Origin of the sequence: Lactobacillus sp. ESL0680, from assembly GCF_029392855.1 — a bacterium.
Taxonomy (GTDB): domain Bacteria; phylum Bacillota; class Bacilli; order Lactobacillales; family Lactobacillaceae; genus Lactobacillus.
Map to the genome: position 1 here is coordinate 396615 of NZ_CP113945.1, position 23684 is coordinate 420298.

Annotated in this window: 10 protein-coding genes and 1 tRNA gene; all 11 read left to right on the forward strand. The window is 41.8% G+C overall.

What is annotated here, in order from left to right:
* Positions 1-25: 25 nt before the first annotated feature.
* Positions 26-1777 carry an ABC transporter ATP-binding protein gene (locus tag OZX58_RS02075; RefSeq protein ID WP_277141268.1) on the forward strand — a complete coding sequence of 584 codons (1752 nt, stop codon included), beginning with the start codon at positions 26-28 and terminating at the stop codon, positions 1775-1777.
* Between the two features lie 68 nt (positions 1778-1845).
* Positions 1846-1931, forward strand: a tRNA-Leu gene (locus OZX58_RS02080).
* A 151-nt stretch (positions 1932-2082) separates the two neighbouring features.
* Positions 2083-2730, forward strand: coding sequence for a glycoside hydrolase family 73 protein (locus OZX58_RS02085; protein ID WP_277141269.1), 648 nt, complete (start codon positions 2083-2085; stop codon positions 2728-2730).
* 80 nt (positions 2731-2810) lie between these two features.
* Positions 2811-5054 (forward strand): DNA helicase PcrA, encoded by a 2244-nt coding sequence (gene pcrA, locus OZX58_RS02090; RefSeq protein WP_277141270.1) that lies wholly within the window; start codon positions 2811-2813, stop codon positions 5052-5054.
* A 38-nt stretch (positions 5055-5092) separates the two neighbouring features.
* Positions 5093-7105: an NAD-dependent DNA ligase LigA gene (ligA, locus tag OZX58_RS02095; protein ID WP_277141271.1), complete on the forward strand. Its 2013-nt coding sequence runs from the start codon at positions 5093-5095 to the stop codon at positions 7103-7105.
* A 13-nt stretch (positions 7106-7118) separates the two neighbouring features.
* The gene (locus OZX58_RS02100) at positions 7119-8258 is read left to right on the forward strand and encodes a CamS family sex pheromone protein (RefSeq protein WP_277141712.1); all 1140 of its coding nucleotides are present in this window, start codon (positions 7119-7121) and stop codon (positions 8256-8258) included.
* A 13-nt stretch (positions 8259-8271) separates the two neighbouring features.
* Positions 8272-8574, forward strand: coding sequence for an Asp-tRNA(Asn)/Glu-tRNA(Gln) amidotransferase subunit GatC (gene gatC, locus OZX58_RS02105; RefSeq protein WP_277141272.1), 303 nt, complete (start codon positions 8272-8274; stop codon positions 8572-8574).
* Entirely contained in the window at positions 8574-10013 is a 1440-nt protein-coding gene (gene gatA, locus OZX58_RS02110; RefSeq protein WP_277141273.1) for an Asp-tRNA(Asn)/Glu-tRNA(Gln) amidotransferase subunit GatA, read from the forward strand. The genes gatC and gatA overlap by 1 nt, the downstream gene beginning before the upstream one ends.
* Before the next feature lie 3 nt (positions 10014-10016).
* Positions 10017-11447 carry an Asp-tRNA(Asn)/Glu-tRNA(Gln) amidotransferase subunit GatB gene (gene gatB, locus OZX58_RS02115; protein WP_277131099.1) on the forward strand — a complete coding sequence of 477 codons (1431 nt, stop codon included), beginning with the start codon at positions 10017-10019 and terminating at the stop codon, positions 11445-11447.
* Between the two features lie 30 nt (positions 11448-11477).
* Complete coding sequence (locus OZX58_RS02120; RefSeq protein ID WP_277141274.1) at positions 11478-12398, forward strand: diacylglycerol kinase family lipid kinase; 921 nt, start codon at positions 11478-11480, stop codon at positions 12396-12398.
* A gap of 252 nt (positions 12399-12650) precedes the next feature.
* Positions 12651-23639: a DUF1542 domain-containing protein gene (locus tag OZX58_RS02125; protein ID WP_277141275.1), complete on the forward strand. Its 10989-nt coding sequence runs from the start codon at positions 12651-12653 to the stop codon at positions 23637-23639.
* The last annotated feature ends 45 nt before the right edge of the window (positions 23640-23684 follow it).

Below are 23684 nucleotides of genomic sequence, written 5' to 3' on the forward strand. Positions count from 1 at the left end.
AGTTTAAGAGAAAGTCGGTAATTAGATGGCGTCGAAATCACGCAAGAATGAAACACAAGAGGTTAAGCTGAAAGACTTTTTTCAGCTGTTAAAGGGACTAGACCTGAAAAAAGGATTGTTTATCCTGGGGCTTATTTTCAGTTTGATTACTAGCGGTGCCAATTTACTATTACCGCTGTTAACCAAGCAATTGGTAGATACGAGCAGTCTGGCAAAGTTTAATATGCAAGTGTTGCTGATTTTAATAGTGATTTTTGTCGTGCAATTAATTTTGGGAACCATTGGCGGTTATATTTTGCGTTATTTTGGCGAGAGTGCCGTGAAAAAATTACGTGAAAAGTTGTGGACGCACTTGTTACGCCTGCCAGTTTCTTATTTTGACGTGAATAAGGCGGGTGAAAGCAGCTCACGGCTAGTTAATGACACGGGAATTATTAAAGACTTGATTACTTCACAGTTTCCTAATTTTATTACCGGAGCGATTCAGTTACTGTTTTCCGTTATTATCTTATTCATCATGGACTGGCGCATGGCGGCGTTAATGTTCATTAGTGTGCCGGTAGTAGTTATTATTTTGATTCCAATTGGGAAAATCATGGCCCGGCTTGGTCGCCAGATGCAGGCAGCGACGGCTGACTTTAATGGTGACGTTAGTGAAAAATTGTCCGAGGTTCGCTTGATTAAGGCAAGCAATGGGGAACAATTCGAAGAACAGCGCGGTAAAAATTTTATCGGTCGCATTTTTACGATTGGAATTAAAGATGCCAGAGTTGAGGCAATTTTACAGCCGATTATGACCACCGTGATGATGGGTGTTTTTGCGGGAATTTTGGCTTACGGGATTGTCCGCCTCAGTCAAGGCACATTAACTTCAGGGACGTTGGTTGCCTTTATTCTTTATCTGTTTAACGTGATTGCTCCAGTTGCCAGCTTTGCGACCTTCTTCTCGCAGCTGCAAAAGGCAATGGGCTCAACTGAACGTATTCAGGAAATTTTGCGGCTGCAGCCAGAAAAAGGGCTGACGCACCAGCAACTTGATGTTGAGGGTAAGACCTTAGTTGCCAGCGATTTGCAGTTTAGTTATCTTCCAGAAGAACCAGTGCTGAAGTCAATTTCTTTTAAGGCGGAGCCGAATACGGTTGTCGCGTTTGCTGGTCCCAGTGGTGCCGGTAAGTCAACAATCTTTTCTTTACTTGAGCGTTTTTATCAACCCGATAGCGGGCAAATTACGGTTGATGGGCAAGATATTGCTGAGATTGACTTGCGTGATTGGCGCTCACAGATTGGCTATGTTTCGCAAAACAGTGCCATCTTTTCGGGAACAATTCGCGATAATTTGCAGTATGGCTTAGAAAAAGACTTGAGCGATGAAGATTTATGGCGGGGGTTATCCTTGGCGTATGCCGACCAGTTTGTTAAAGAATTTCCGCACCAATTAGAAACCGAAATCGGTGAACGGGGAATTAAATTATCGGGTGGTCAAAAGCAGCGTCTGGCAATTGCACGGGCCTTTCTGCGTGATCCGAAAATTTTGATGCTTGATGAAGCTACCGCCAGTCTTGATTCAGAATCCGAAGGCAAAGTTCAGCAGGCACTTGACCAACTAATGGTTGGCAGAACCACGCTGGTCATTGCCCACCGGCTGGCGACAATTGTTGGCGCCGACCAAATTTACTTTGTTGAGCATGGGCAGGTTACCGGGCATGGCACGCATAGTGAACTGATGGCAACTCATAAACTGTATGCGCGTTATGTTCAGGAACAAATGGTTGACTAGTTTTTCAAAAAAAGACACAGAAAACTCTTGTGCAAAAGTCAATTTTGCGTTATAGTATTCTTTGTGTCGCGGGCATGGCGGAATGGCAGACGCGCAAGACTAAGGATCTTGTGATCGTTTTTAGATCGTGGAAGTTCGAGTCTTCTTGCCCGCACTAAGTAATGGAGCTACGGCTCCATTTTTTGTTTTAGAGAGTTATTCTGGATAGAGTAGCTCTTTTTATTTTAAAAATTAATTACATTGCAAAATTTACGACCAAGACAGGTTATACTTAGGGTACTAATATTTTAAGTAAGGAAAATTTTATGGCAAGACGACGTAAACACAAGGCACAATCTAGCTGGCAGATTATTTTGCGGGCATTTATTATTTTATTTTTGTTAATTATTGCCTTCGCTGCTTTCCGGTATTATCGCAGGCAGGCCATTCAATCCGAACAGATTCGGCAGGAACAATTGGCCCGTGAAGAAGCACGCGAAAAGGTTATCAGGCAGCATAAGGCGTTTATTAAAAAAATTGGCCCAATTGCCAAGGAAGTTGACAAGTCTTATGACCTATTGCCGAGCATTACGATTGCTCAAGCCTGTCTTGAAAGTGACTATGGTCAGAGTAGTTTATCGCAAAAATATAATAACTTGTTTGGCGTTAAGGGAACTAATCCTAATACCTCGGCGATTTTAACAACTAAGGAATATGTTAAGGGTGAATGGATTGTTGTTAAGGCACGCTTTCAAATTTATGATTCCTATGAAGCGTCAATTAGGGCACATGCGGAACTTTTCCAAAAGGGGACCAGTTGGAATAATAAGCAGTATCGCCATGTCTTAGCGGCTAAAGACTACCGCAAGCAGGCACAAGCTCTGGTACAAGACGGTTACGCCACGGACCCTGACTATGCGGATAAGCTGATTAACCTAATTAAGCAGTACAATCTTGACCAATATGATAATTAAAAGGCGGGGGCTTCCAGCTTTGGCCTTTATTTTTGGTACAATAAAACAGTTATAAAAAAATTTTTGTGAAGGGAATTAGAATGAGCGAAGAATCAATTTTAGCAGGATTAAATCCGCAACAGGAAAAGGCCGTCAAGATTACTGAGGGACCGCTGTTAGTCGTTGCTGGTGCGGGCTCTGGCAAGACCTCGGTGTTAACCAGACGGATTGCTTATCTAGTTGAGGTTAAGGGTGTATTGCCGTGGAATATTTTGGCAATTACTTTTACCAATAAGGCTGCCAAGGAGATGCGCGAGCGTGAACAAAAATTGTTGGGTCCAAGTGCCAATGATATTTGGATGTCGACGTTCCATGCTCTGTGTGTGCGTATTTTACGCCGCGATGCCGATAAAATTGGTTACAGCCATAACTTTTCTATTGCAGATTCATCGGAACAGTTAACCTTAGTTAAGCATCTTGAAAAAGAACTGAACATTAACCCTAAAATGTACGAACCGCGGGGAATTTTGTCGGCAATTTCAAATGCAAAGAATGACTTATTAACGCCGCAGGCTTACAAGGCAAGTGCAAGTTCGCCCTTTGAAAAAATGGCTGCCAAGGTTTATGCAGAATACCAACGCCGGCTTAAACACGATCAAATTATGGACTTTGACGATTTAATCATGCAGACATTGGTATTGTTTAAACAAGATCCGACCGTACTGCATTACTACCAAAACAAGTTCCGCTATCTATTAGTTGATGAATATCAGGATACTAACCAGGCCCAATACGAATTGTGTCATGAATTAGCAGCGCAATACCAGAATATTTGTGTGGTTGGGGATGCTGACCAGTCAATTTATGGTTGGCGCGGTGCCAATATGGAAAACATCATGAACTTTGAGCATGATTACAAGGATGCTGGCGTGCAGACCGTCAAGCTGGAACAGAATTATCGCTCGACTGGTCATATTTTGTCTGCCGCAAATGCCGTAATTAAAAACAACCGCAACCGTAAAGCAAAGAACCTGTGGACTGACCAAGGTGAAGGGGCCAAGATTACTTATTATAAGGCTCAAAGCGGTGACGATGAGGCGCACTTCATCATTAGTAAAATTCAAGAAGAAGTTAAAGCAAAACATCGTTCTTACCATGACTTTGCCGTCTTATACCGGACAAACGCGCAGTCGCGAACAGTTGAAGAATCATTTGTGAAGTCCAATGTGCCATATCAAATTGTTGGTGGTCATAAGTTTTATGACCGTAAAGAAATTATGGATATCATGGCTTATTTAAAATTAGTGGCCAATCCAAGTGATGCCATGAGTTTTAATCGCATTGTCAATACACCTAAACGGGGAATTGGTGCGGTAACAATTGATAAGTTCATGGCACTTGCCCAAGAAAACAACCTATCGCTGCTTGAGACGTTTGACCATTTGGGAATGTCGGGAATTTCGACCCGTGCTGCACTTAAATTAAGTGATTTTGGTGCTAAATTGCGTGATGCCATTAAGTTTGCCCAAGACCATAGTGTAACTGGCTTAACCGAAAAAATCCTGCAGGACTTTGGCTATACTGCAGCTCTTAAGAATGAACATACGATTGAAGCAGAAACACGCTTAGAAAACTTAGATGAATTTTTGTCGGTTACTAAGCGTTTTGATGAACAGTATGAGGCTGAAAGCGATGATAACAACCCGCTAAGTGATTTCTTAGCAGAGGTTTCTTTATTGAGCGACCAAGATGATTTGGCCAATAATGATGACCAGGTTACTTTAATGACGCTGCATGCGGCTAAAGGACTGGAGTTCCCAGTTGTCTTTTTGGTGGGGATGGAAGATGGCTTGTTCCCATTATCACGGGCACTATTAGAAGACGATCAATTAGAAGAAGAACGGCGTCTGGCATATGTTGGCATTACGCGGGCACGGCAAGAACTATTCTTGACTAATGCTTATTCACGCATGATGTTTGGCCGGATGCAGAACAATCCACCGTCAAGATTCTTGGAAGAAATTGACGCCGAAGATCTGCAAGTTGAAAATCCTAACGCTGGTAATATTATTGCTAGCGGCTTTCAAGCACAGACAGCGCCGTTTGCCAAAGCCGACGAACGAGCTCGTGCGCAGGTTTATACACCTAAGGTTAAGCCAGCAGGTGCTGTTGGTGCCGAGAAGAAGGGCTGGAATGTTGGCGATCAAGTTGAACATAAGGCTTGGGGCCGCGGTGTCGTGACTAAGGTCAACGGCACAGGTGAGGATATGGAACTCGATATTGCCTTCAATGGTAAGGGAATTAAGCGGCTTTTAGCGGCATTCGCTCCAATTAAAAAGGTATAATTAAATTAATAGTTAAAGAATTAATCAGGAGGAAGAAAATGGCAGATTTAACTCTTGATGAAGCCAAAAAAGAGGTTACGGAACTAAGGGCAGAACTTAATAAGTGGGCAGAAGCCTACTATTCTAAGGATGCACCTGAAGTTGAAGATAATGTTTATGACCAAAAATACCAGCGGCTGGTTGAACTCGAGCAGCAGTTTCCCCAGCTGGTAACGCCTGACTCAATTACCCAAAAAGTTGGTGGGCAGATAGATTCTGAGTTCACCAAAGTGGATCATGAAATTCCAATGTTGTCGATGGGGGATGTCTTCTCCAAAAAAGAACTGCAGGAGTTTGATGATCGGGTGCAAAAGCTAGTGGGCCATCCAGTTGCTTACAATGTTGAGTTAAAGATTGATGGCTTATCGATTGACCTTGAATATACAGATGGCAAGTTGGTGCGGGCTTCAACGCGGGGCAACGGCCGAGTTGGTGAAGACGTGACGGCTAATGCCCGTTATATTGCTGACATACCACAAGTTCTACCAGAAAAAATCACGACGGAAGTGCGTGGTGAATGTTATATGGGTAAAGAGGCCTTCGCTAAGTTAAACGCTGAGCGCGATGAAAAAGGTGAGGCCGCCTTTGCTAATCCCCGTAATGCGGCGGCTGGTTCATTGCGGCAATTAAACGCTAAGGTAACTAAAGAACGGAATTTGAGCACCTTTATTTATACTTGGGTGAATCCGCCAGAAGAAATCACTAGTCAGCATCAAGCCATTAGTGAAATGGCGCGGCTAGGTTTTCATACTAATGATACTGGTCGCAAATTAGCCAAGATGGCTGATGTTTTTGCCTTTATTGATGAATATACGGCCAAGCGCGACACACTTTCATACGGTATTGACGGGATTGTCTTGAAGGTTGACGACCTAAGTCTGCAGCAAAACATGGGTAACACGGTCAAGGTTCCACGTTGGGAAATTGCTTATAAATTCCCACCGGAAGAGCAGGAAACTGTGGTCCATGAGATTAAGTGGACCGTCGGTCGAACTGGTGTGGTAACGCCAACAGCAATCATGGATCCCGTACAGTTAGCGGGAACAACGGTTTCACATGCGGTTTTGCATAATGCTGACTTGTTAAAGGAAAAGGATGTGCGCATTGGCGACACGGTTCTGCTGCACAAGGCCGGTGATATTATTCCGGAAATTTCACAAGTTGTTTTAGCTAAGCGTCCTAAGGACTCACAGCCGTATCCGATCCCGACAACTTGTCCATCTTGCGGGCAAAAGCTAATTCACTTAGAGGGAGAAGTTGCTCTGCGCTGCGTTAATCCGTCATGTCCGGCCCAGATTGAAGAGGGGATTACGCATTTTGCGTCGCGGCCGGCGATGAATATCGATGGTTTGGGACCAAAAATTGTGCGTCAATTAATCACTAACGATTTAGTTCATAATGTTGCTGACCTTTATCGCTTAGACGCGGATGATTTGGCTAAACTAGATCATTTCAAGGAAAAGTCCATTAATAATTTATTGACAGCAATTGCCAGTTCAAAGCAAAATTCGGTGGAATTGCTGCTCACGGGACTTGGAATTGACCATGTTGGCGCCAAGGCTGCCCGCTTAATTGCCCAAAAGTTTAAAAATATGACAAAGATTATGTCAGCTAGCGTGCAAGATGTTGCCGCAATCGCTACAATAGGCATGACGATTGCGGAATCACTGACGACTTATTTTGCGCAGCCTGAAGTTGACGAACTGATTGCGGAACTAGCAAGACGCGGGGTCAATATGAATTACTTGGGCGCAACTGCAGAAGAAACTGCTGAGATTCCAGATAATTACTTTAAGGATAAAAAAGTCGTACTGACCGGTTCACTTGCCCACTTTACGCGCAGTGAATTTACTAAGAAGCTGCAGGCATTAGGTGCCAAGGTAACTGGCTCCGTTTCTAAAAAGACGGATTACGTGATTTATGGCAAAGATGCCGGCTCCAAATTTGCTAAGGCGCAGCAGCTTGGGGTTCCAGTTCTAACGGAAGAAGAAGCAATTGCCCAAATCAAATGAAGGAATAACTAAATTGAAAAAATATGTGCACATTTTAGCGCTTTTGGGAGCAGCATTAACCTTAACAGCCTGTGGTAATTTGAAAAATTCAGACTTGGCCAATAATGCTAAAACTTCGTCTAATTCTAAGGCTAAGACTTATCAAACAACTGACACGGGGAGTAATGGCTATACAGTTTTATTAAAAAACGGTCACTACATTACCAGTCCGATATCTGGCTTAACGGCGACTGACAATGATAACTCGGTTGATACACGTGAACTTGAGCGCGGGCTAGTCCAAATCTCAAAAGACGTCTATTCCACTAATTCTAATGTCTTTCAGGAAGGTCAATATATTAGTGCGGCAACGGCTAATGATTGGCTGGGGCGCAAGTCTAAGGCTAATCCCTTGGGCCTTAACCCAGAAGAAGGTACTAAGAAGAATTATCACCCGTATTATTTGGAAGAAATCTTAGAGCAGGATTATTTGGCTGGGTCAGGTTCCAATTACCACATTAACGGGATGAGTATTGGTCTAGCGATGAACTCGGTTGATTATTATCAAAAGACTAAAGATGGTGCTGAATACCAAGCAGCAATTTCGCGTTCTGAGCAAAAGGCAGCGGGGCAAAAAGCAGCTGAGCAAATTATTGCCCGTCTGCGCCAGCGCAAGGCACTCAAAAATGTTCCAATTACAATTGGGCTCTTTTCTAAAGCTGCTAAAGATTCATTAGTTGGTGGAACTTACTTTTTGAGCGGGACAGCGGCTGCTAATAGTAGTAAAATAACTAAATGGAAATCTATTTCCGCGCAAACGGAAGTGTTGCCGACTGTTGGCAATAAAAAAGCAATTAATAGTAGTGATGCCTCGAGTTTCAACAGTTTTAAGGTATCAATTCAAGATTATTTTCCAAATATCAGTGGTGTAACAGCCACTTTGCGCTATGAAAATGGTAAGTTAAGTCAAGAAAATATTTCAATTACCACCCAGTTTTACGGTTACGAGCAAGTGCAGAGTTTTACGCGGCTAGTCTTATCAACAGCCAAAAAGTACTTGCCAGACAACGTACCGGTTGAAATTAAGATTGGTTCTGTTAATGATATTCAGGCTTTAGTTGCTAAAGAAACAGCAGATGGTAGTTATCAAGTCCATATTTATGGCGGTGAATAAGGAGGGTCTAATAGTGGAAATCACAGAAGACACAATTAAGCACGTGGCAGCCTTGTCACGGCTTGAGTTTAATGAAGATGAAATCGGTACAGTTACCGAACAAATGAGTTCAATTATCAACATGGCGGACCAATTATCAGAAGTTGATACTGAAGGTGTTGCCGAAACAGTGCAGGTTGTTGATCGCGATACTGTTTTCAGAGAAGACAAGCCAGAACATTGGCAAAGTCGTGCTGAATTAATGAAGAATGTTCCTGAACAAGCCAATGGCTTCATTAAGGTTCCTGTAATTATTAATAAGGATGAGGACGAGTAATGAACTACTTAAATGAAGATATTGACTCATTAAACAAAAAACTTGCACAGGGCGACTTGTCAGCTGAAAAGCTTGCTCAAGATACTGTTGCAAATATTAAGAAGACTGACGACAAGCTGAACGCTTGGATTACTGTTCAAGAAGATGCAAAGCCTGCTGCTGATTTGGACTTTGCCAAGAATAAGCTTGCCGGTATTCCAATTGCTGTTAAGGATAACATCATTACTGATGGCGTTAAGACTACGGCTGCCAGTCATATTTTGGACAACTATATTCCAGTTTATGATGCAACGGTTATTGAAAGATTGAAGAAGGCACAAGCAACTTTTGTTGGTAAGACCAACATGGATGAATTTGCGATGGGTTCTTCAACTGAACATTCATACTTTGGCGCAACTCATAACCCATGGAACTTAGACAAGGTTCCCGGTGGTTCATCTGGTGGTTCTGCTGTTGCTGTTGCTTCCGGTCAAGTAGTTGCAGCTCTTGGTTCAGATACTGGTGGTTCAATCCGTCAGCCAGCTGCCTTTAACGGAATTTTTGGGATTAAGCCAACTTATGGCCGGGTTTCACGTTGGGGCTTGATTGCCTTTGGTTCATCACTTGATGAAATTGGGGTAATGAGCAAGCGTGCCAAGAGTGCTGCTGAAGTATTAAATGTTATTGCCGGCAGTGATGACCACGATTCTACGCTATCAACTCGTGAAGTTCCTGATTTTACCCAATTTATTGGTCAAGATGTTAAGGGCTTGCGCGTTGCCGTTGTTAAGGAATACATGGATGCCGTTGATGGCGAAATGCACGATGTCATTCAACAGCAAATTGATGCTTTAGAAGATGCTGGTGCAATTATTAGCGAAGTATCATTGCCATTAACCAAATATGTTGTTCCTGACTATTACATCATTGCTTCAAGTGAAGCTTCATCTAACTTGCAAAGATTTGATGGTATTCGTTACGGCTACCGTGCTGACGACACTAAGAACTTGCTTGATGTTTATGTTAAGTCACGTTCAGAAGGTTTTGGCACCGAAGTTAAGCGCCGGATTATGTTAGGTTCATTTGCATTGTCAGCTGGTTCATATGACCGCTTCTTCAGACAAGCTTCAAAGGTTAGAACCTTAATTTGTGATGAATTTGATGAAATTTTCGCTAATAATGATGTTATTGTTGGGCCAACAACTACTGAACCAGCATTTGGCATTGGCAGTGAAATTTCTGACCCAATTAAGATGTACAATAACGATATTTTGACAATTTCTGCTAACTTAGCTGGTATTCCAGCAGCCAGTGTTCCAGCTGGTTTGGTTGACGGGATGCCTGTTGGGTTCCAAATTATGGCTAAACGTTTTGATGAAGGCAGTATTTTTAAGACCGCTGACTTTATTGAACGCACGAACAAGTTTTATGAAAAAACACCAGCAGGAATGGAGGATTAACTGATGAATTTTAAATCAACGATTGGATTCGAAGTCCACTTCGAATTAAAAACAAAGAGTAAAATTTTCTCACCTTCTCCAGTAAGTTACGGTGCTGAAGCTAACACTGAAACTAACGTTATTGACTGGGCAATGCCGGGAGTTTTGCCATTTGTTAACAAGGACGTTTACCGTTTGGGAATTATGGTTGCCTTAGCAACCCACGCACATATTTTACCGACTACGCACTTTGACCGGAAAAATTACTACTACCCAGATAGTCCTAAGGCCTACCAGATTACGCAGTTCTTCCAACCATTAGCTCGTGATGGCTATGTTGAAATCGAAGTTCATGGCAAGAAGAAGCGTATCGGTATTCATGAAATGCATATCGAAGAAGATGCTGGTAAGAACACTCACGGTACTAACGGCTTTTCATATGTTGACTTGAACCGTCAGGGTGTGCCATTACTAGAAGTTGTTTCTGAACCAGAAATTTCTGACCCAGAAGAAGGTTATGCTTACCTTGAAAAGTTGCGTAAGATTGTTCAGTTTACTGGTGCTTCTGACGTTAAGATGGAAGAAGGTTCAATGCGGGTTGATACCAACATTTCGATTCGTCCAGCTGGTCAAAAAGAACTTGGCACTAAGGTTGAAATGAAGAACTTGAACTCATTTGAACATGTCCGTAAGTCACTAGCTTATGAAGAAAAACGCCAAGCTCAAGTCTTGCTGTCAGGTGGTCGTGTACAATTATCAACACGCCGGTTTGATGATGCAACTGGTAAGACTGTTCTTGAGCGGGTTAAGGAAGGTGACGCTGATTACCGTTACTTCCCAGAACCAGACCTTGCTCCAGACCATATCAGTCAAGAGTGGATTGATGAAATTGCGGCAACTTTGCCACGTTCAGCTGAAGAACGTTACAACCAATATGTTAACGACTTTGGCTTGAAGGACTATGATGCCAACGTTTTATTGCAGACTAAAGAAAGTTCTGACTTCTTCGATGAAGCAGTTGCTGCAGGTGCTGACCCACAATTAGCTGCTAACTGGATGAACACGCAAGTTAATGGTTACTTGAATGATAACCGCGTTGAATTGGCTGACATTAAGTTAACACCAGAACACTTAGCTGCAATGATTAAGCTGATTAAAGATGGAACCATTTCTTCGAAGATTGCCAAGAAGGTCTTCGCTGAAACCATTGCTAATGGTACTGATCCTAAGAAGTACGTTGAAGATCAGGGCATGGTGCAATTATCTGATACTAGTGTCTTGGAACCAATGGTTAAGGAAGTTGTCGATAGCAACCCGCAATCAGTTGAAGACTTCAAGAACGGTAAGGATCGTGCCATCGGTTACCTTGTCGGCCAATTGATGAAGCAGACCCGCGGTAAGGCTAATCCAAAGGTCATTAACAAGCTGTTGAATGAAGAATTAAACAAACGTTAATGTTGATTTTTAAGTAATAAGGTAGTAACTATGACTAAAAAAGCAAGATTGATTTATAATCCTGTATCTGGTCACGAACAGATGCCTAAAAATGTCGCTGATATTTTAGACGTCTTAGAACGTGCTGGCTATGAGGCGAGCGCTTTTAGAACTACACCAGAAAAAAAGAGTGCCCAGCAAGAAGCAACGCGGGCTGCAACTGAAGGCTTTGACTTGATTGTTGCCGCAGGTGGTGATGGTACCATTAATGAAGTGGTTAATGGCATTGCCTTTTTGGAAAAACGTCCGAAGATGGCAATTATTCCAGCAGGTACAACCAATGATTATGCTCGGGCATTGCATATTCCGCGTGATAGTATTGCAGCCGCAGCTGAAGTTATTTTAAATACCAAAACGCGCAAGATGGATATTGGCCAGGCTACTTTTGCTGGTGAAGACCAATACTTCGTTAATATTGCTGCTTGTGGATCTTTGACTGAACTAACTTATGGTGTGCCGTCGGAGGTTAAGTCGGCCTTAGGCTATGCTGCGTATTTGATTAAGGGTGCGGAAATGTTGCCGCACTTGACTGAAAACGAACTGCGCCTGACCTATGATGCTGGTGTTTATGAAGGTAAATTATCAATGCTGCTTTTGGGGATGACCAATTCGATTGGTGGTTTTGAGCAGATAATGCCTGATGCTGAATTAAGCGATGGCTTGTTTCAGTTAATTATTGTTAAGCCATCCGATCCAGTGAAATTGCTGCGCTTAATGGCCTTAGCATTGAATGGTAAGCATGTTGATGATCCAGATATTATTTATACCAAGACGCGCAGTTTAAAGATTGATCTGATTGGCAAGAGCGAAGGTCAAAAATTACCGGTTAATCTTGATGGTGAAATCGGCGATTACTGCCCAGTTACTTTTAAGAATTTACAACAACGTATTGAATTTTACGTTGGCGAATAAAAATAATAGTGTTATTTTTCTGAAGAGAAAGGTAACACTATTTTTGTGCCTAATAATAAGTTTTAGGCGAAAGTAATTGGCTTCAAATCAGCTTACGTGTTATTTATTACACTAAGTAAAGCGCTTTAATTGACTGAGAATTTTTTAAGCTTTATGATAAATTTATAAAGTGTTTAAATATATAATTTTATATATCTATCATAGGAGCAAAAAATGTTAGGACAAAACAATTTTAAAGAGAGATTACGGAAAATGAATCTGGAATCGAAAAAGGATCGTTTTTCAATTAGAAAACTAACAATTGGTGTTGCATCGGTTTTGCTTGGTTTTACCTTTATGGGTGTTAAGGGACAAACTGTTAAGGCTGATACATTGCAATCAGATCAAAACCAAACTGAAACTAAGCAAATAGCTGCTAAACAAGATCAAGCGACGACTAAGGCCGATACACCTGCTAATAATGACAAGTTAGCAACTTATGCTGGATTAAAGTCATTTTTAAGAGATGATTTGCCAGAAGATACTAAGACTGATACAACTGCTAAAACTCCGGAGCAGGACAACCAGACTACATCAAGTATTACTGATGAACATCAAACTGAACCTGCAAAACCCGATCAAAATAATAACCAACCTGTAGCTAAGCCAAATGAGAATGACCACCAGGCAGATGCTAGTGATGCCGCAGCAGTTAATATTACAGCTGGGGATAATTCTGCAGTAGCAACTGCCACTCAGCAGCAAAAGCCGCAGACGCAAGACTTAGTAGAAACAGCTAATTTGGCAACTACTAGGGAGTCTTCAGTTAATGTTGGTTCGTGGAAAGGGCTAACTGATGCTTTTTCCAATGTTAATATTCACGAAATTAATATTATTAATAATATTAAGGCAGGAACTAGCGATGCGGACGTAGAAGTAAAAACTAGAGACTTGGTAATTAAGTCTGCGGAAGATGGTCGGTATATCATTGACTTTCAAAGATATCGTCCGCGCGATAAGACATCCTCAACTAAAGTTAATATAACTTATGAAAATTTGGATATTTATAGTTGTACTTATTATGGCTTAATGCAGACCAGCAGCAATAAGCGGGCAATTGTCAACTTTAGGAACGTCAACTTTGTCGGTTCACAAATGATGTATGTTGGTGAACATACAGAAATTCATTTTTATGGTACCAACACCGCCCAAACAGTCAAGACGTACACTAATGTCTTTGGCACTTCAACAACACAGTCAACTAGTCAGCAGCTGTTTGAGTTTACTCAAGAAGGTGGGCGCTTAATTTTTGAAGATGGTACTCAATTTACGGGGACAACATACAGCGGCAATGTAGTTGAAATGTCCGGTGGTAAAACAGGTGCAGATACAATTGACGGCATTTCTTTAGCGAATAATAATCAAGTTATTGTTAAAAACGGTGCGGTTGTAACCCTAAATCCTAAGGGTGGTGCCATGCCAGACACGCCGAATACAGTTGAAAATACTAATTCGGCTAATGGGATTGTTATTTATAGTGGTCAAGGATCAGTTGATATTCAAGGTGGCGGTACTGTCAACATTAATGTCGGTGGTACGACCGATTATGCGGGCACGATTAATAACCGCAAGGCCAAAGCAATTAACTTGTCTGATAGTGGCTCGAGCCTAACAGTTGGCGATGGCGGTAATTTAAACATTGTAACTAACGGTAATATTAGTGATCGCAGTGGTAAGGGACCAGCGAATGTGTTAGTTAATATTGGCGGCAACTTAACGGTTGGTAAGGCAGCCAACTTTAATATTACTGGGAAGAATATGGGTAATTTTGCCGGAACGTTAATGAATATCGGCGGTTCGTCAGACATTACTGGTAGTAACTTCAAAATCCAGTTAACTGATGATCCAGGGACTGGCAAGCTAACGTTACTTAATCCTAGTTCGAATACGCAAATTAATAACCCCCACGACTTTTTGCTGGATACTGGGGCTAACGACGTGGCCAATATTTTGTCGACGGGTAATTTTACGCTCAATAGTGTTAGGTTAAAGCAACCGGGAGCAAGTACGTCGAATGCCTTTAGAACTTTTGGCTTTAAGGGGAATAGTAATGGAACACTCTCTACGATTAGTACGGCAATTGAAGGAATTAGTCCAAGTGACGAAACAGCTGCTATTACCCTCATTAATGGTAAAGATTTGGCGGTACTTGAGTTTGTTAGTGCTAACGAGGGCTTTTTAACAATTGATCCAATTAGTGATGACGATATTATTATTGATGATGGCGATAATGAAGTAATCACTGGTTATGCGAATGAGGGCGGCGCCTATATTTCTGCCGTAATGCCGGATAATAGCCGCTTGGGCAATATAACTAGTCCGTATTATAAGGAAGCAGCGCAAAATATTAAATATGCGGCTGTTTCTGCTGATAGTGCGGAAACTAGTGGGGCCCATCAAGGTAAATTCAAGTTTACGATCACTATACCTAAAGCTCAACTTGCTAGTATCACGGCTGGCAGTATGGTGACATTAACAGCAACTAAGAATTTTGTTCAAGGTGATCCATCACTGGAAGATCCGCAAAATCCCCAATCAGCTAAGTTATATTCTGCCAATGAAATTGCGGTTAAAAAACAAGAAGATGCTGTCAAGGCAATTAATGAAGCGGCTACTGCTGCTAAACAAAAGCTGACCAATTTATTTGGTTCGGATACTGCTAAGGCTCAACCGTATATTGATGCAATTGATGAATGGGTTACTAAGTCAACAACTAATGATCCGACTTCAGCTGATTCTGTTTATGGGACAAGTGATAGCGCAGAAATAGTTAACCGTCGTGATACAGCAATTGCGGGCATTAATGACGAAGTAACTAAGGCTGAGGCTGCTAATGTAGAGGAATTAAGGACTGCTGCTAAGACTGAATTAGCTGCGTATGCGCAAAAAGCCAACCAATATTTAGGCACGACGGATGATTCTGACATTGCTGATTTGGTAAATGCAGCTAATGATGTCTTTGATGATGAAAATAGCACTAGTGATGATGTTACTGCTGCACTGGCAGCAGCTAAAGCTAATATTTTGGCTTCATTCAAGACCAAGGCAGAAGGCAAGATTACAACTACAACGAACAGTAATACGCACAAGATTACTAGTGTCTTGGCATTGTCGTCTGAACAAAAGGAAAAATATCAGACAGAATTAGAATCTGCAGCTGACGCTGGTAAAACTGCCATTGATGCAGCTGCTGACTTGGATACAGCCGGAACAGCTTATCAAACAGCTAAGAATGATACAGATAAAGTTTATGCAACGGCCAATACGGTTTCAGACTTGCGTAAGTATAAGAATACTTTGAAACACAATTATCCAAGTTTGGCTGACCAGCTTGAGAGTGAGTCGGCAACTTACGAAGCACAAATTGATAATGGTACTAGTGATTTAGCTGCAGGTAAAGCTGCACTAGATCAAATTGTTGCTGGGCACAATACCGCTGCAGTTAGTGACTTGCAGGCAGCTTATGATGCCGCTAAGCCGCAACTGGAAGGCAGCTCTAACCAGAAGGTGCAAGATGCGTTGACAGCTGCTCAAGATGCAATAACGGCAGTAGGTACAGCTAATAGTGAAGAAGATATGGCAGCTAAAAAAGAAGCTGCACAAACTGCCATTGATAAACTGAATGCATTAATTGCACTGCAAAATGAGGCTACTAGTGAAAAGGCAAAGTATGCCGCAATGTATCCAAGTAATAGCACAGTTACTAATCAAATTAATACTGATATTGATGCCGCACTAGCAACGGGAATTGATAATATCACAGCTGGTTCGACAACTAAAGATAATTTGGCAGAAGTGCAGACTGCCGGCATAGTTGCTATTGATCGTGTTGGTGCTAAGGCGCAACTTGGGCAAAAGGCATTGGAAATCGAAGAACAGATTAACAATTTGCCAGGGTTGAGTGCTGGCGAGCGTGACGAACAGATTCAGGCAGTCAAGGATTTGTTGACGAATGATGACCATACTGGTTATCAAGATCAAATTGATGCGGCAACTAGTCAAGATGCGGTTAATACATTGACTACTGCAGGTCTGACTGCATTGAACAATTTACTTGCAGATCAGACATTAGCGTCTGAAAGAAATAATGCCATTGCCAAGCTGCAGGCTGCACAAACTGCCGCTAATGCACAAATTGACGCAACTGGCTTAAGTGCAGCTGACAAGGCTAAATTCAAGCAAGACATTCAGAATCAGGTCGATCAAGGAATTAGCAATATTAACACGGCAACTGCGATAGATACAATTAATGATGCGGAAGTGGCTGCCGAGAATGGCATTAATGGGATTGTTACTAACGCGAGGACGCAAAATACTGCATTACAATCTGCTCAAGCAGCAGCAATTAGTGAACTAACGCAATATGCGCAAACTGCTAAGACAGCCATTGATAATTTACCAGCAGATCAGCTGAGTCCAAGTGAAAAAGAAACTTATAAGGAACAGATCGATCAGGCTGTTACTGCAGCAACTAATGCTATTAATGCGGCCACAACTCCAACAGATGTAACTAGTGCTAAGACAATTGGTAAGACGAATATTGATTCAATTCAAGTAGCTGCTGATTTAGCAGCTGCTAAAGCCAAGGCATTAAAAGAGTTGACAACTGCTCAGGCAAATAACAAGCAGGCAATTGATGATTTATTTACAGCTGGCAAGATTGATGCTGATAAGCAAGCTGAATTAAAGGGCAGAATTGATGACTTTTACAATAATGCAGTTGCAAAGGTAACGGATGACACCACAACTAACCAAATCGTGATTGATAAGACAGCTGGCATTAATGCGATGAATGGTGTGGTAACTGATGCTGCCGATACCGCTAATCAAGAATTGACAACTGCTAAGGATAATGCCCTAGATAACACGGGGAATCCAATTGGTTTGAACAACTTAGCTGCCGAGATTAAGGATCATATTGAACAAGATAACAATTTGGGTCCTAACCAAAAATTAGCTTATCAAGCCCAAGTTGATGCGGCTTTGAACAAGGCAAAGGCTGATGTCGCTGCGGCGAAAACAACAGATCAGGTTGCACAAGCGGCAACTAATGGTCGAGATGCAATGTTGCTGATTAAAGCCGCAGCTGATTTGAAGTCAGCTCAAATTGCTGCTGAAAGAGCATTACTAGCCAAACATGATGCTGTTATTGCGGCGATTAATCAAAAGGTCAATATTGATAATGATGGTAAAGCAGCTTTAATTGCTCAAGTTGAAAGTGCATATAATGCTGCTCTAGCTAAGGTTGATAATCCGGCACCAGCAACAATTGCTCAAGTCAATAGCGATCGTGATGCTGGGATTGATAACATGCAAAATGTGTTGATTAATGCCGGCGATTTGGACAGCTCAATCAAGGAATATCAAGATAAGCTTGACCAAGTAGCACAAGCTGCGGTAGATCGCGTCAATAAGTCGGCAATGACAGCTGATGCTAAAGAGACAGCAATTACTGCAATTAACGCTGCGCGCGATTATGGTAAGGAACAGATTGCAGCTCAAGATAATTTAGCTGATATTAAAATCGCGGAAGCTGCAGGTGAGGCAGCAATTTTAGAAGCAGAAAAGGAAACTAGCTTAACTGCAGCTAAGGCGGCTGCTAATCAAAAGATTGATGATGCAGTTGCCACTGCTAAACAGCAGCTTCGTGATGCTGTTAGGGGATTATCAGCTGATGAAATAGCTGCCGCTGAAGCAGCAATTAATACTGCTGCCGCTACTGCTCATAATGCTATCAATAGTGCTACGAGTGAAGCAGCAGTTACTACTGCTGAAAACTTGGGTGAAACCGCAATTTATCAAGAAGTTGCCAAGGCTGGATTAGCTGCCAATAAGCGGCAAGCTAAGGAAGCAATTCAAGCCGCAATCGATAATGCCCAATTCAATGAAGAAGATAGACAGCGGGCTGAATCAATTCAAACAGCTGCTAATAATGCAATTGATGCGGCAACTACTTCTGCGGAAGTTGATGAGCAGAAGCAATTAGCTCTAGATGCGATTGCTAATGTTAAGACAGCAGCTAATTTGAACGATGCTAAGGATAAGGCAATTGCTGCTCTTGATAAGGAATTGAATGGTGATGGCACTCCTGAAAATCCGGGAGTTTTAAACCAAATTGCTAATAATTCTAACTTAACTTCTGATGAAATAGCAAAATACCAAGATCAGGCTAGGAATGCTTACACTAATGCCGTGGCTACAATTAATGGCTCTCAAGATGAGTCGTCGCTTCCAGCTAAAGAACGTGCGGGAATTTTGGCGATTGACCAAGCCTTAGTCGATGCAACTTTGCAAGACAAAAAGAATGCAGCTAATAGTGAATTGGATCAAGCTGCTAAAGATGCGGATGCAGCGATTGACCAATTAAACTTGGATCAAACCAAGAAGGATAACCTGCATAGTCTAGTTGCTAGTGAATTGGAAAAAGCTAAGAATAAGGTTAATGCCGCAACTGATGAAGTCGGAATTAATGCGGCCGTAACTGAAGGAAAAGCCGCAATTAATAATCTTGGTAGCAACGCTACTGATGAGGAGTTGACCCAAGCTGCAACTAATGCCAAGAATAATTTGCAAAGTCAAGCAACTGATGTAAAGGCACAAATTGCTAAGTCATATCAAGATGGAAAGCTAGATCAAGATCAATATAATGACTTGAATGAGCAGGTTCAAACTGCCCTAGATAATGCAATTACGGCAATTAATCGGGCTAATAATCCAGCTGAAGTTACCCAAGCTGCAGCTACTGGTGCCACAAACATTGCTGCAGTTGCTTCTGCTAAAGATGTAGAGGAAGCCTTGAATACAAATTTGGCAGCTTTACAAGCTGCTGCAGATCAGGCAACTCAGGCAATTGACGCGTCATCGGCAACTTCTGAACAAAAAGAGCAGATGAAAGCAGTAATTGAAGCTGAACGAGTTAAGGCTGCAGACAAAATAAAGGAGGCCAAAGAAACTACAGATCCAATTACCAATATGGCAGCAGCTAAAGATCAAGGAATAACAACAATTGCCAATATTTCTCAACTTTATGATGAGAAAGATACCGCGATTAAAGATTTAAAGCAAAAAGCGGCCGCAGCTAAAGCTCAAATTGCCGCAGCTGCTAATAATCCAGCTGATGCCGCAAGTTCATACTTAAGTGTGAGTGAAGTTGCCGCAGCTAACGCGGCTGTTGATGCTGCCCTAAGTGATGCTATTTCTGCAATTAATGCCGCACCAGATCAAGCTGGAATTACTGCAGCGCAAACGGCTGGCGAGACCGCAATTACTAATTCAACTTTGCCGGCACAATTAACGGCTGAGAAGAATAAGCAAATTGCCGCGATTAATGCTTACGCTGCTGGACCAGATGGCAAGGGCGCAATAGAAGCTTCTAACTTAACTACTGAGCAAAAAGCAATGCTGGAAGCGCAAATTGAGGTCGCAAGAAAGAAGGCTGTGGACAAGATTAATAATGTTCAGTTGCCAGCTAACCCGGTGCCAGCTGATTTGACGACGGCGACAACTGCTATTTCTGATGCTGAAAAGGGAACAGTGCAAAATGGTGCAGCTGACTTTGGTGAAGCAGGAATTGCCGCGATTGTTAGTGCAGCTAAAGATCAAGAAACATTGAATTATAAGTCTAATAAGATTGCGGAGTTAGAACAATACGCTGCAGATGCAAAACACAAGATTGAACAATCTGGCTTGCCAGCAGACAAGCAGCAGGAACAAAAAGCCCTGATTGATGCCGCAGTTGATACTGCTAAGGCAAAGATTACGGCGGCAACTGATACAACTGCAGTTGATGCTGAATTTAGTACAGGTGAGGGCAACATTGATAAAGTTGTTACGGCTGCTCAACTTGCCGGTCAAAAGAGCACAGCCCTTGATGCTATTAAGGATGAGCAAGCCAAGGCAATTGCAATTGTCAATAAGTCGAGCCTGACATCAGAGCAAAAGCAAGCTGCAATTGCAGATATTAATAGTTCTTATGATGGTGCTAAGGCGTCAGTTGAAGCCGCAACTGATGATACTGCTCTTGATAGTGCTAAGGCAGATGGCATTGATAAGATTAAGGCAGTTTTAAATAAAGGAAATAGTTATCCGCATTTTGCTAATGAAATTGATAATACTAAGGATTTGGCAACTGATTATCATAATTTGGCATTAACTGATGAGGAAAAGGCGCAGTACAGTTCTTTAATTGCAGAAGTGGAAAATGGAATTAGTGATCTTGGTACTGCGGCTGATCTTGGTTCGGCAGTTGAAGCTTATGATCGCGGCAGAACTGCTTTGAATAAGTTAATTGCCGATAAACAAATTAATAATGCAGCTAAGGCAGCAAAAGACAAGATCGATCAAATTCCGGATGACGTTTTAAGCAAGACAGATAAGGCAAACTTGAAAGAGCAAGTTGATGCTGCTGCCAAGAAGACGACGAATGCCATTAATGAAGTTGTTGAGCCGAATGGGGATGTTAGCGCTAAGGCTGAAAAGATTAATGAAATTATGACGGCTGGTATGAATGATATTAGTGCTTATGATACTCAAGCCTTAACTCATTCTCAAACTGCTGCCAAGGATAAGTTGGACCAAGAAGCAAATACTGCTAATACAGCAATTGATAATTCAAGTTTGACAGATGAGCAAAAGGCAGAACAGAAGCAAAAAGTCCAAGCTGCCTTGACTGCCGCCAAAGAGGAAGTTGATGCTGCAACTGACCAAAATGGAGTTAATACTGCTTTGACAGATGGCAAGCAAGACATCGATGATGTTTCAAAGACTACAGAACTTTTACTTGATAAGAATCAAGCTATTCAAGATTTGCAAAATGCTGCAGATGAAGCAACGACTTTGATTGATAGTTCTAACTTATCTGATGAGGAGAAAACTACAGAAAAATGTAACATTATTGCTGCTGTAAGTGATGCTCAGGCCAAAATTAACCAAGCTACAACTAGTGATGATATTCAAACTGCTTTAACAGATGGTAAGGAATACATTGGTCAAATAGTTGCTGATGTTAACTTGGAACATGCTAAAAATGAAGCCAAACAGGACTTAGCAGCAGCGGCTGATAATGCTAATGAAGCTATTGATAATTCAAGTTTGACGGATGAGCAAAAAGCCGAGCAAAAGCAAAAAGTGCAAGCTGCATTGACAGCTGCTCAAGGGAAGGTAGATGAAGTCACTGACCAAGATGGGATTAGTGCAGTTGTAACGGACGGCAAGGCAAAGATTAACGAAATAGTTACCAATGTTGATTTACAACAAGCTAAGAATGAAGCCAAGCAAGAGCTAGCTGCCGCAGCCGATAATGCCAATACGGCAATCGATAATTCAAGTTTGACAGATGAACAAAAGACAGAACAGAAGGAGAAAGTCCAAGCTGCTTTGACTGCTGCTCAAGACAAGGTAGATGCTGCGGCTGATAGTACAGATATTGCAACCGAATTGGCTAATGGTAAGACAGCAATTAATGACGCGACAGGTAATACATCACTTCTTGATGCTCAAAACAAGGCTAAACAGGAATTACAGTTAGCAGCTGATGCTGCCAATACGTCAATTGATAATTCAAGTTTGACAGATGAGCAAAAGGCAGAACAGAAGGAGAAAGTCCAGGCTGCTTTGACAGCTGCTCAAGGTAAAGTAGATGAAGCCACTGACCAAAATGGAATTAGTGCAGCTGTAACAGATGGCAAGCAAGACATTGACGATGTTTCCAAGGATAAAGAAATTTTAATTGATAAAAATCAAGCTATCAGTGATTTACAAGATGCTATAGATCAAGCCAATAATGCAATTGAACAGTCAGGTTTGTCTACGCAAGAAAAGACAGAACAAAAGCAAAAGCTGCAGGATATTTTAACAACCGCTAAGGATAAGATTAACCACTCAACTGATTCAGCTGGTGTCGCAAGTGAATTGACTAATGACAAAGCTTTGCTTACTGCTAGACAGGATGCGATTAATAAGATTGACCATGCCTATACAACCGCTAAGGACAAATTGACGACAGGTCAAATTAGTCCAACTCAACTAGCCGCTGCTAAGCAAAAAGCACTGGCTAACTTAAATGACACTGCGACTAGTGATGATATTAATAATAATTTGGTTAGCTGGCTGCGTGACATTGCTACGGCAGCTGTTCAAGATACGGCAAATGCGGCAAATCAGGCAATTGATAGTAATCCTGCCTACAGTCAAGCTGACAAGACTAAGCTGAAGGCCAAGGTTAATGAACTGCTAAATGAAGCAATCAAGGATCAGGGTGCAATTAGCTCGGCAACAGATCATGAAAGTGTGATTGCTGAACGTGACAAGGCAATTAATGAAATTATCAAGTATTACACTGATAAGCCAACAATTAATCATGTTTTGCATGATAGTGATAGCAGCAGTTCAATTTCAGCACCGACGCCAACTTTACCTGCTAATGATGCGTCAGCTAAAGAACAAACTTTACTACATAATGCTTATATTTATGATGCAAGCGGCAAGCGGGCTAATAAGTTGGTTCTAAAAGCTGGTTCAACGGTCAAGACTTATGGCACTAAGGAAATCGCTGGTCAAACTTATTTGATTTTACACAGTCAAGGTCAAGAATATTACCTAATTGACACCAATGTCACTGGTAAATCAGCTAAGTTGAACCATAATGCTTATGTTTATAATCGTGTTGGCAAGCGCATTGGTACCAAGTCGCTTCTCAAGAAGGGCAGGACAATTACAATTTATGGCAGTCCAGTTAAGATTGCCGGTAAAATATACTACATTATTGGTGCTGGCGAATATATCAAGGCTGCTAATGTCAATACCGCAACGGATGCTGAGCCATCAGGTCAGCCAGCAACTTTAGGACCTAATGAAAAACCGTTAATGCATAATGCTTATTTGTACAATGAGCATGGTGAACGCATTGGTCAGGTGGTTCTAACCGATAATTCAATTGTTGAAGTTAGTGGAACTACCGTCATTAATGGCCGCGAGTTTACTAAGTTGACCAACGGCTATTATGTAGCTTCTGCTAACATAACTGGTACTGAGCAAGAGTTGGTTCACAATGCTGCTATTTACAACCGGTCAGGTAAGAAAGTTGGCAACAAGGTTATCACCAAGGGTAAGCAGGTCACTGTTTATGGTGATCCAGTTACAATTAAGGGTAACCAGTATTACATTATTGGTCGCAACCAATATTTGCAGGTCAATAATTTTTAATAAAATTATTCAGACCTAACAAAAAACGCTAAGCTGAAAAGCCTA

What these genes read in the sequence shown, in the direction of transcription:
- OZX58_RS02075 (WP_277141268.1), top strand. Translation starts at nt 26, where the DNA reads ATGGCGTCGAAATCACGCAAGAATGAAACACAAGAGGTTAAGCTGAAA.
- OZX58_RS02085 (WP_277141269.1), top strand. Translation starts at nt 2,083, where the DNA reads ATGGCAAGACGACGTAAACACAAGGCACAATCTAGCTGGCAGATTATT.
- pcrA (WP_277141270.1), top strand. Translation starts at nt 2,811, where the DNA reads ATGAGCGAAGAATCAATTTTAGCAGGATTAAATCCGCAACAGGAAAAG.
- ligA (WP_277141271.1), top strand. Translation starts at nt 5,093, where the DNA reads ATGGCAGATTTAACTCTTGATGAAGCCAAAAAAGAGGTTACGGAACTA.
- gatA (WP_277141273.1), top strand. Translation starts at nt 8,574, where the DNA reads ATGAACTACTTAAATGAAGATATTGACTCATTAAACAAAAAACTTGCA.
- gatB (WP_277131099.1), top strand. Translation starts at nt 10,017, where the DNA reads ATGAATTTTAAATCAACGATTGGATTCGAAGTCCACTTCGAATTAAAA.
- OZX58_RS02120 (WP_277141274.1), top strand. Translation starts at nt 11,478, where the DNA reads ATGACTAAAAAAGCAAGATTGATTTATAATCCTGTATCTGGTCACGAA.
- OZX58_RS02125 (WP_277141275.1), top strand. Translation starts at nt 12,651, where the DNA reads ATGAATCTGGAATCGAAAAAGGATCGTTTTTCAATTAGAAAACTAACA.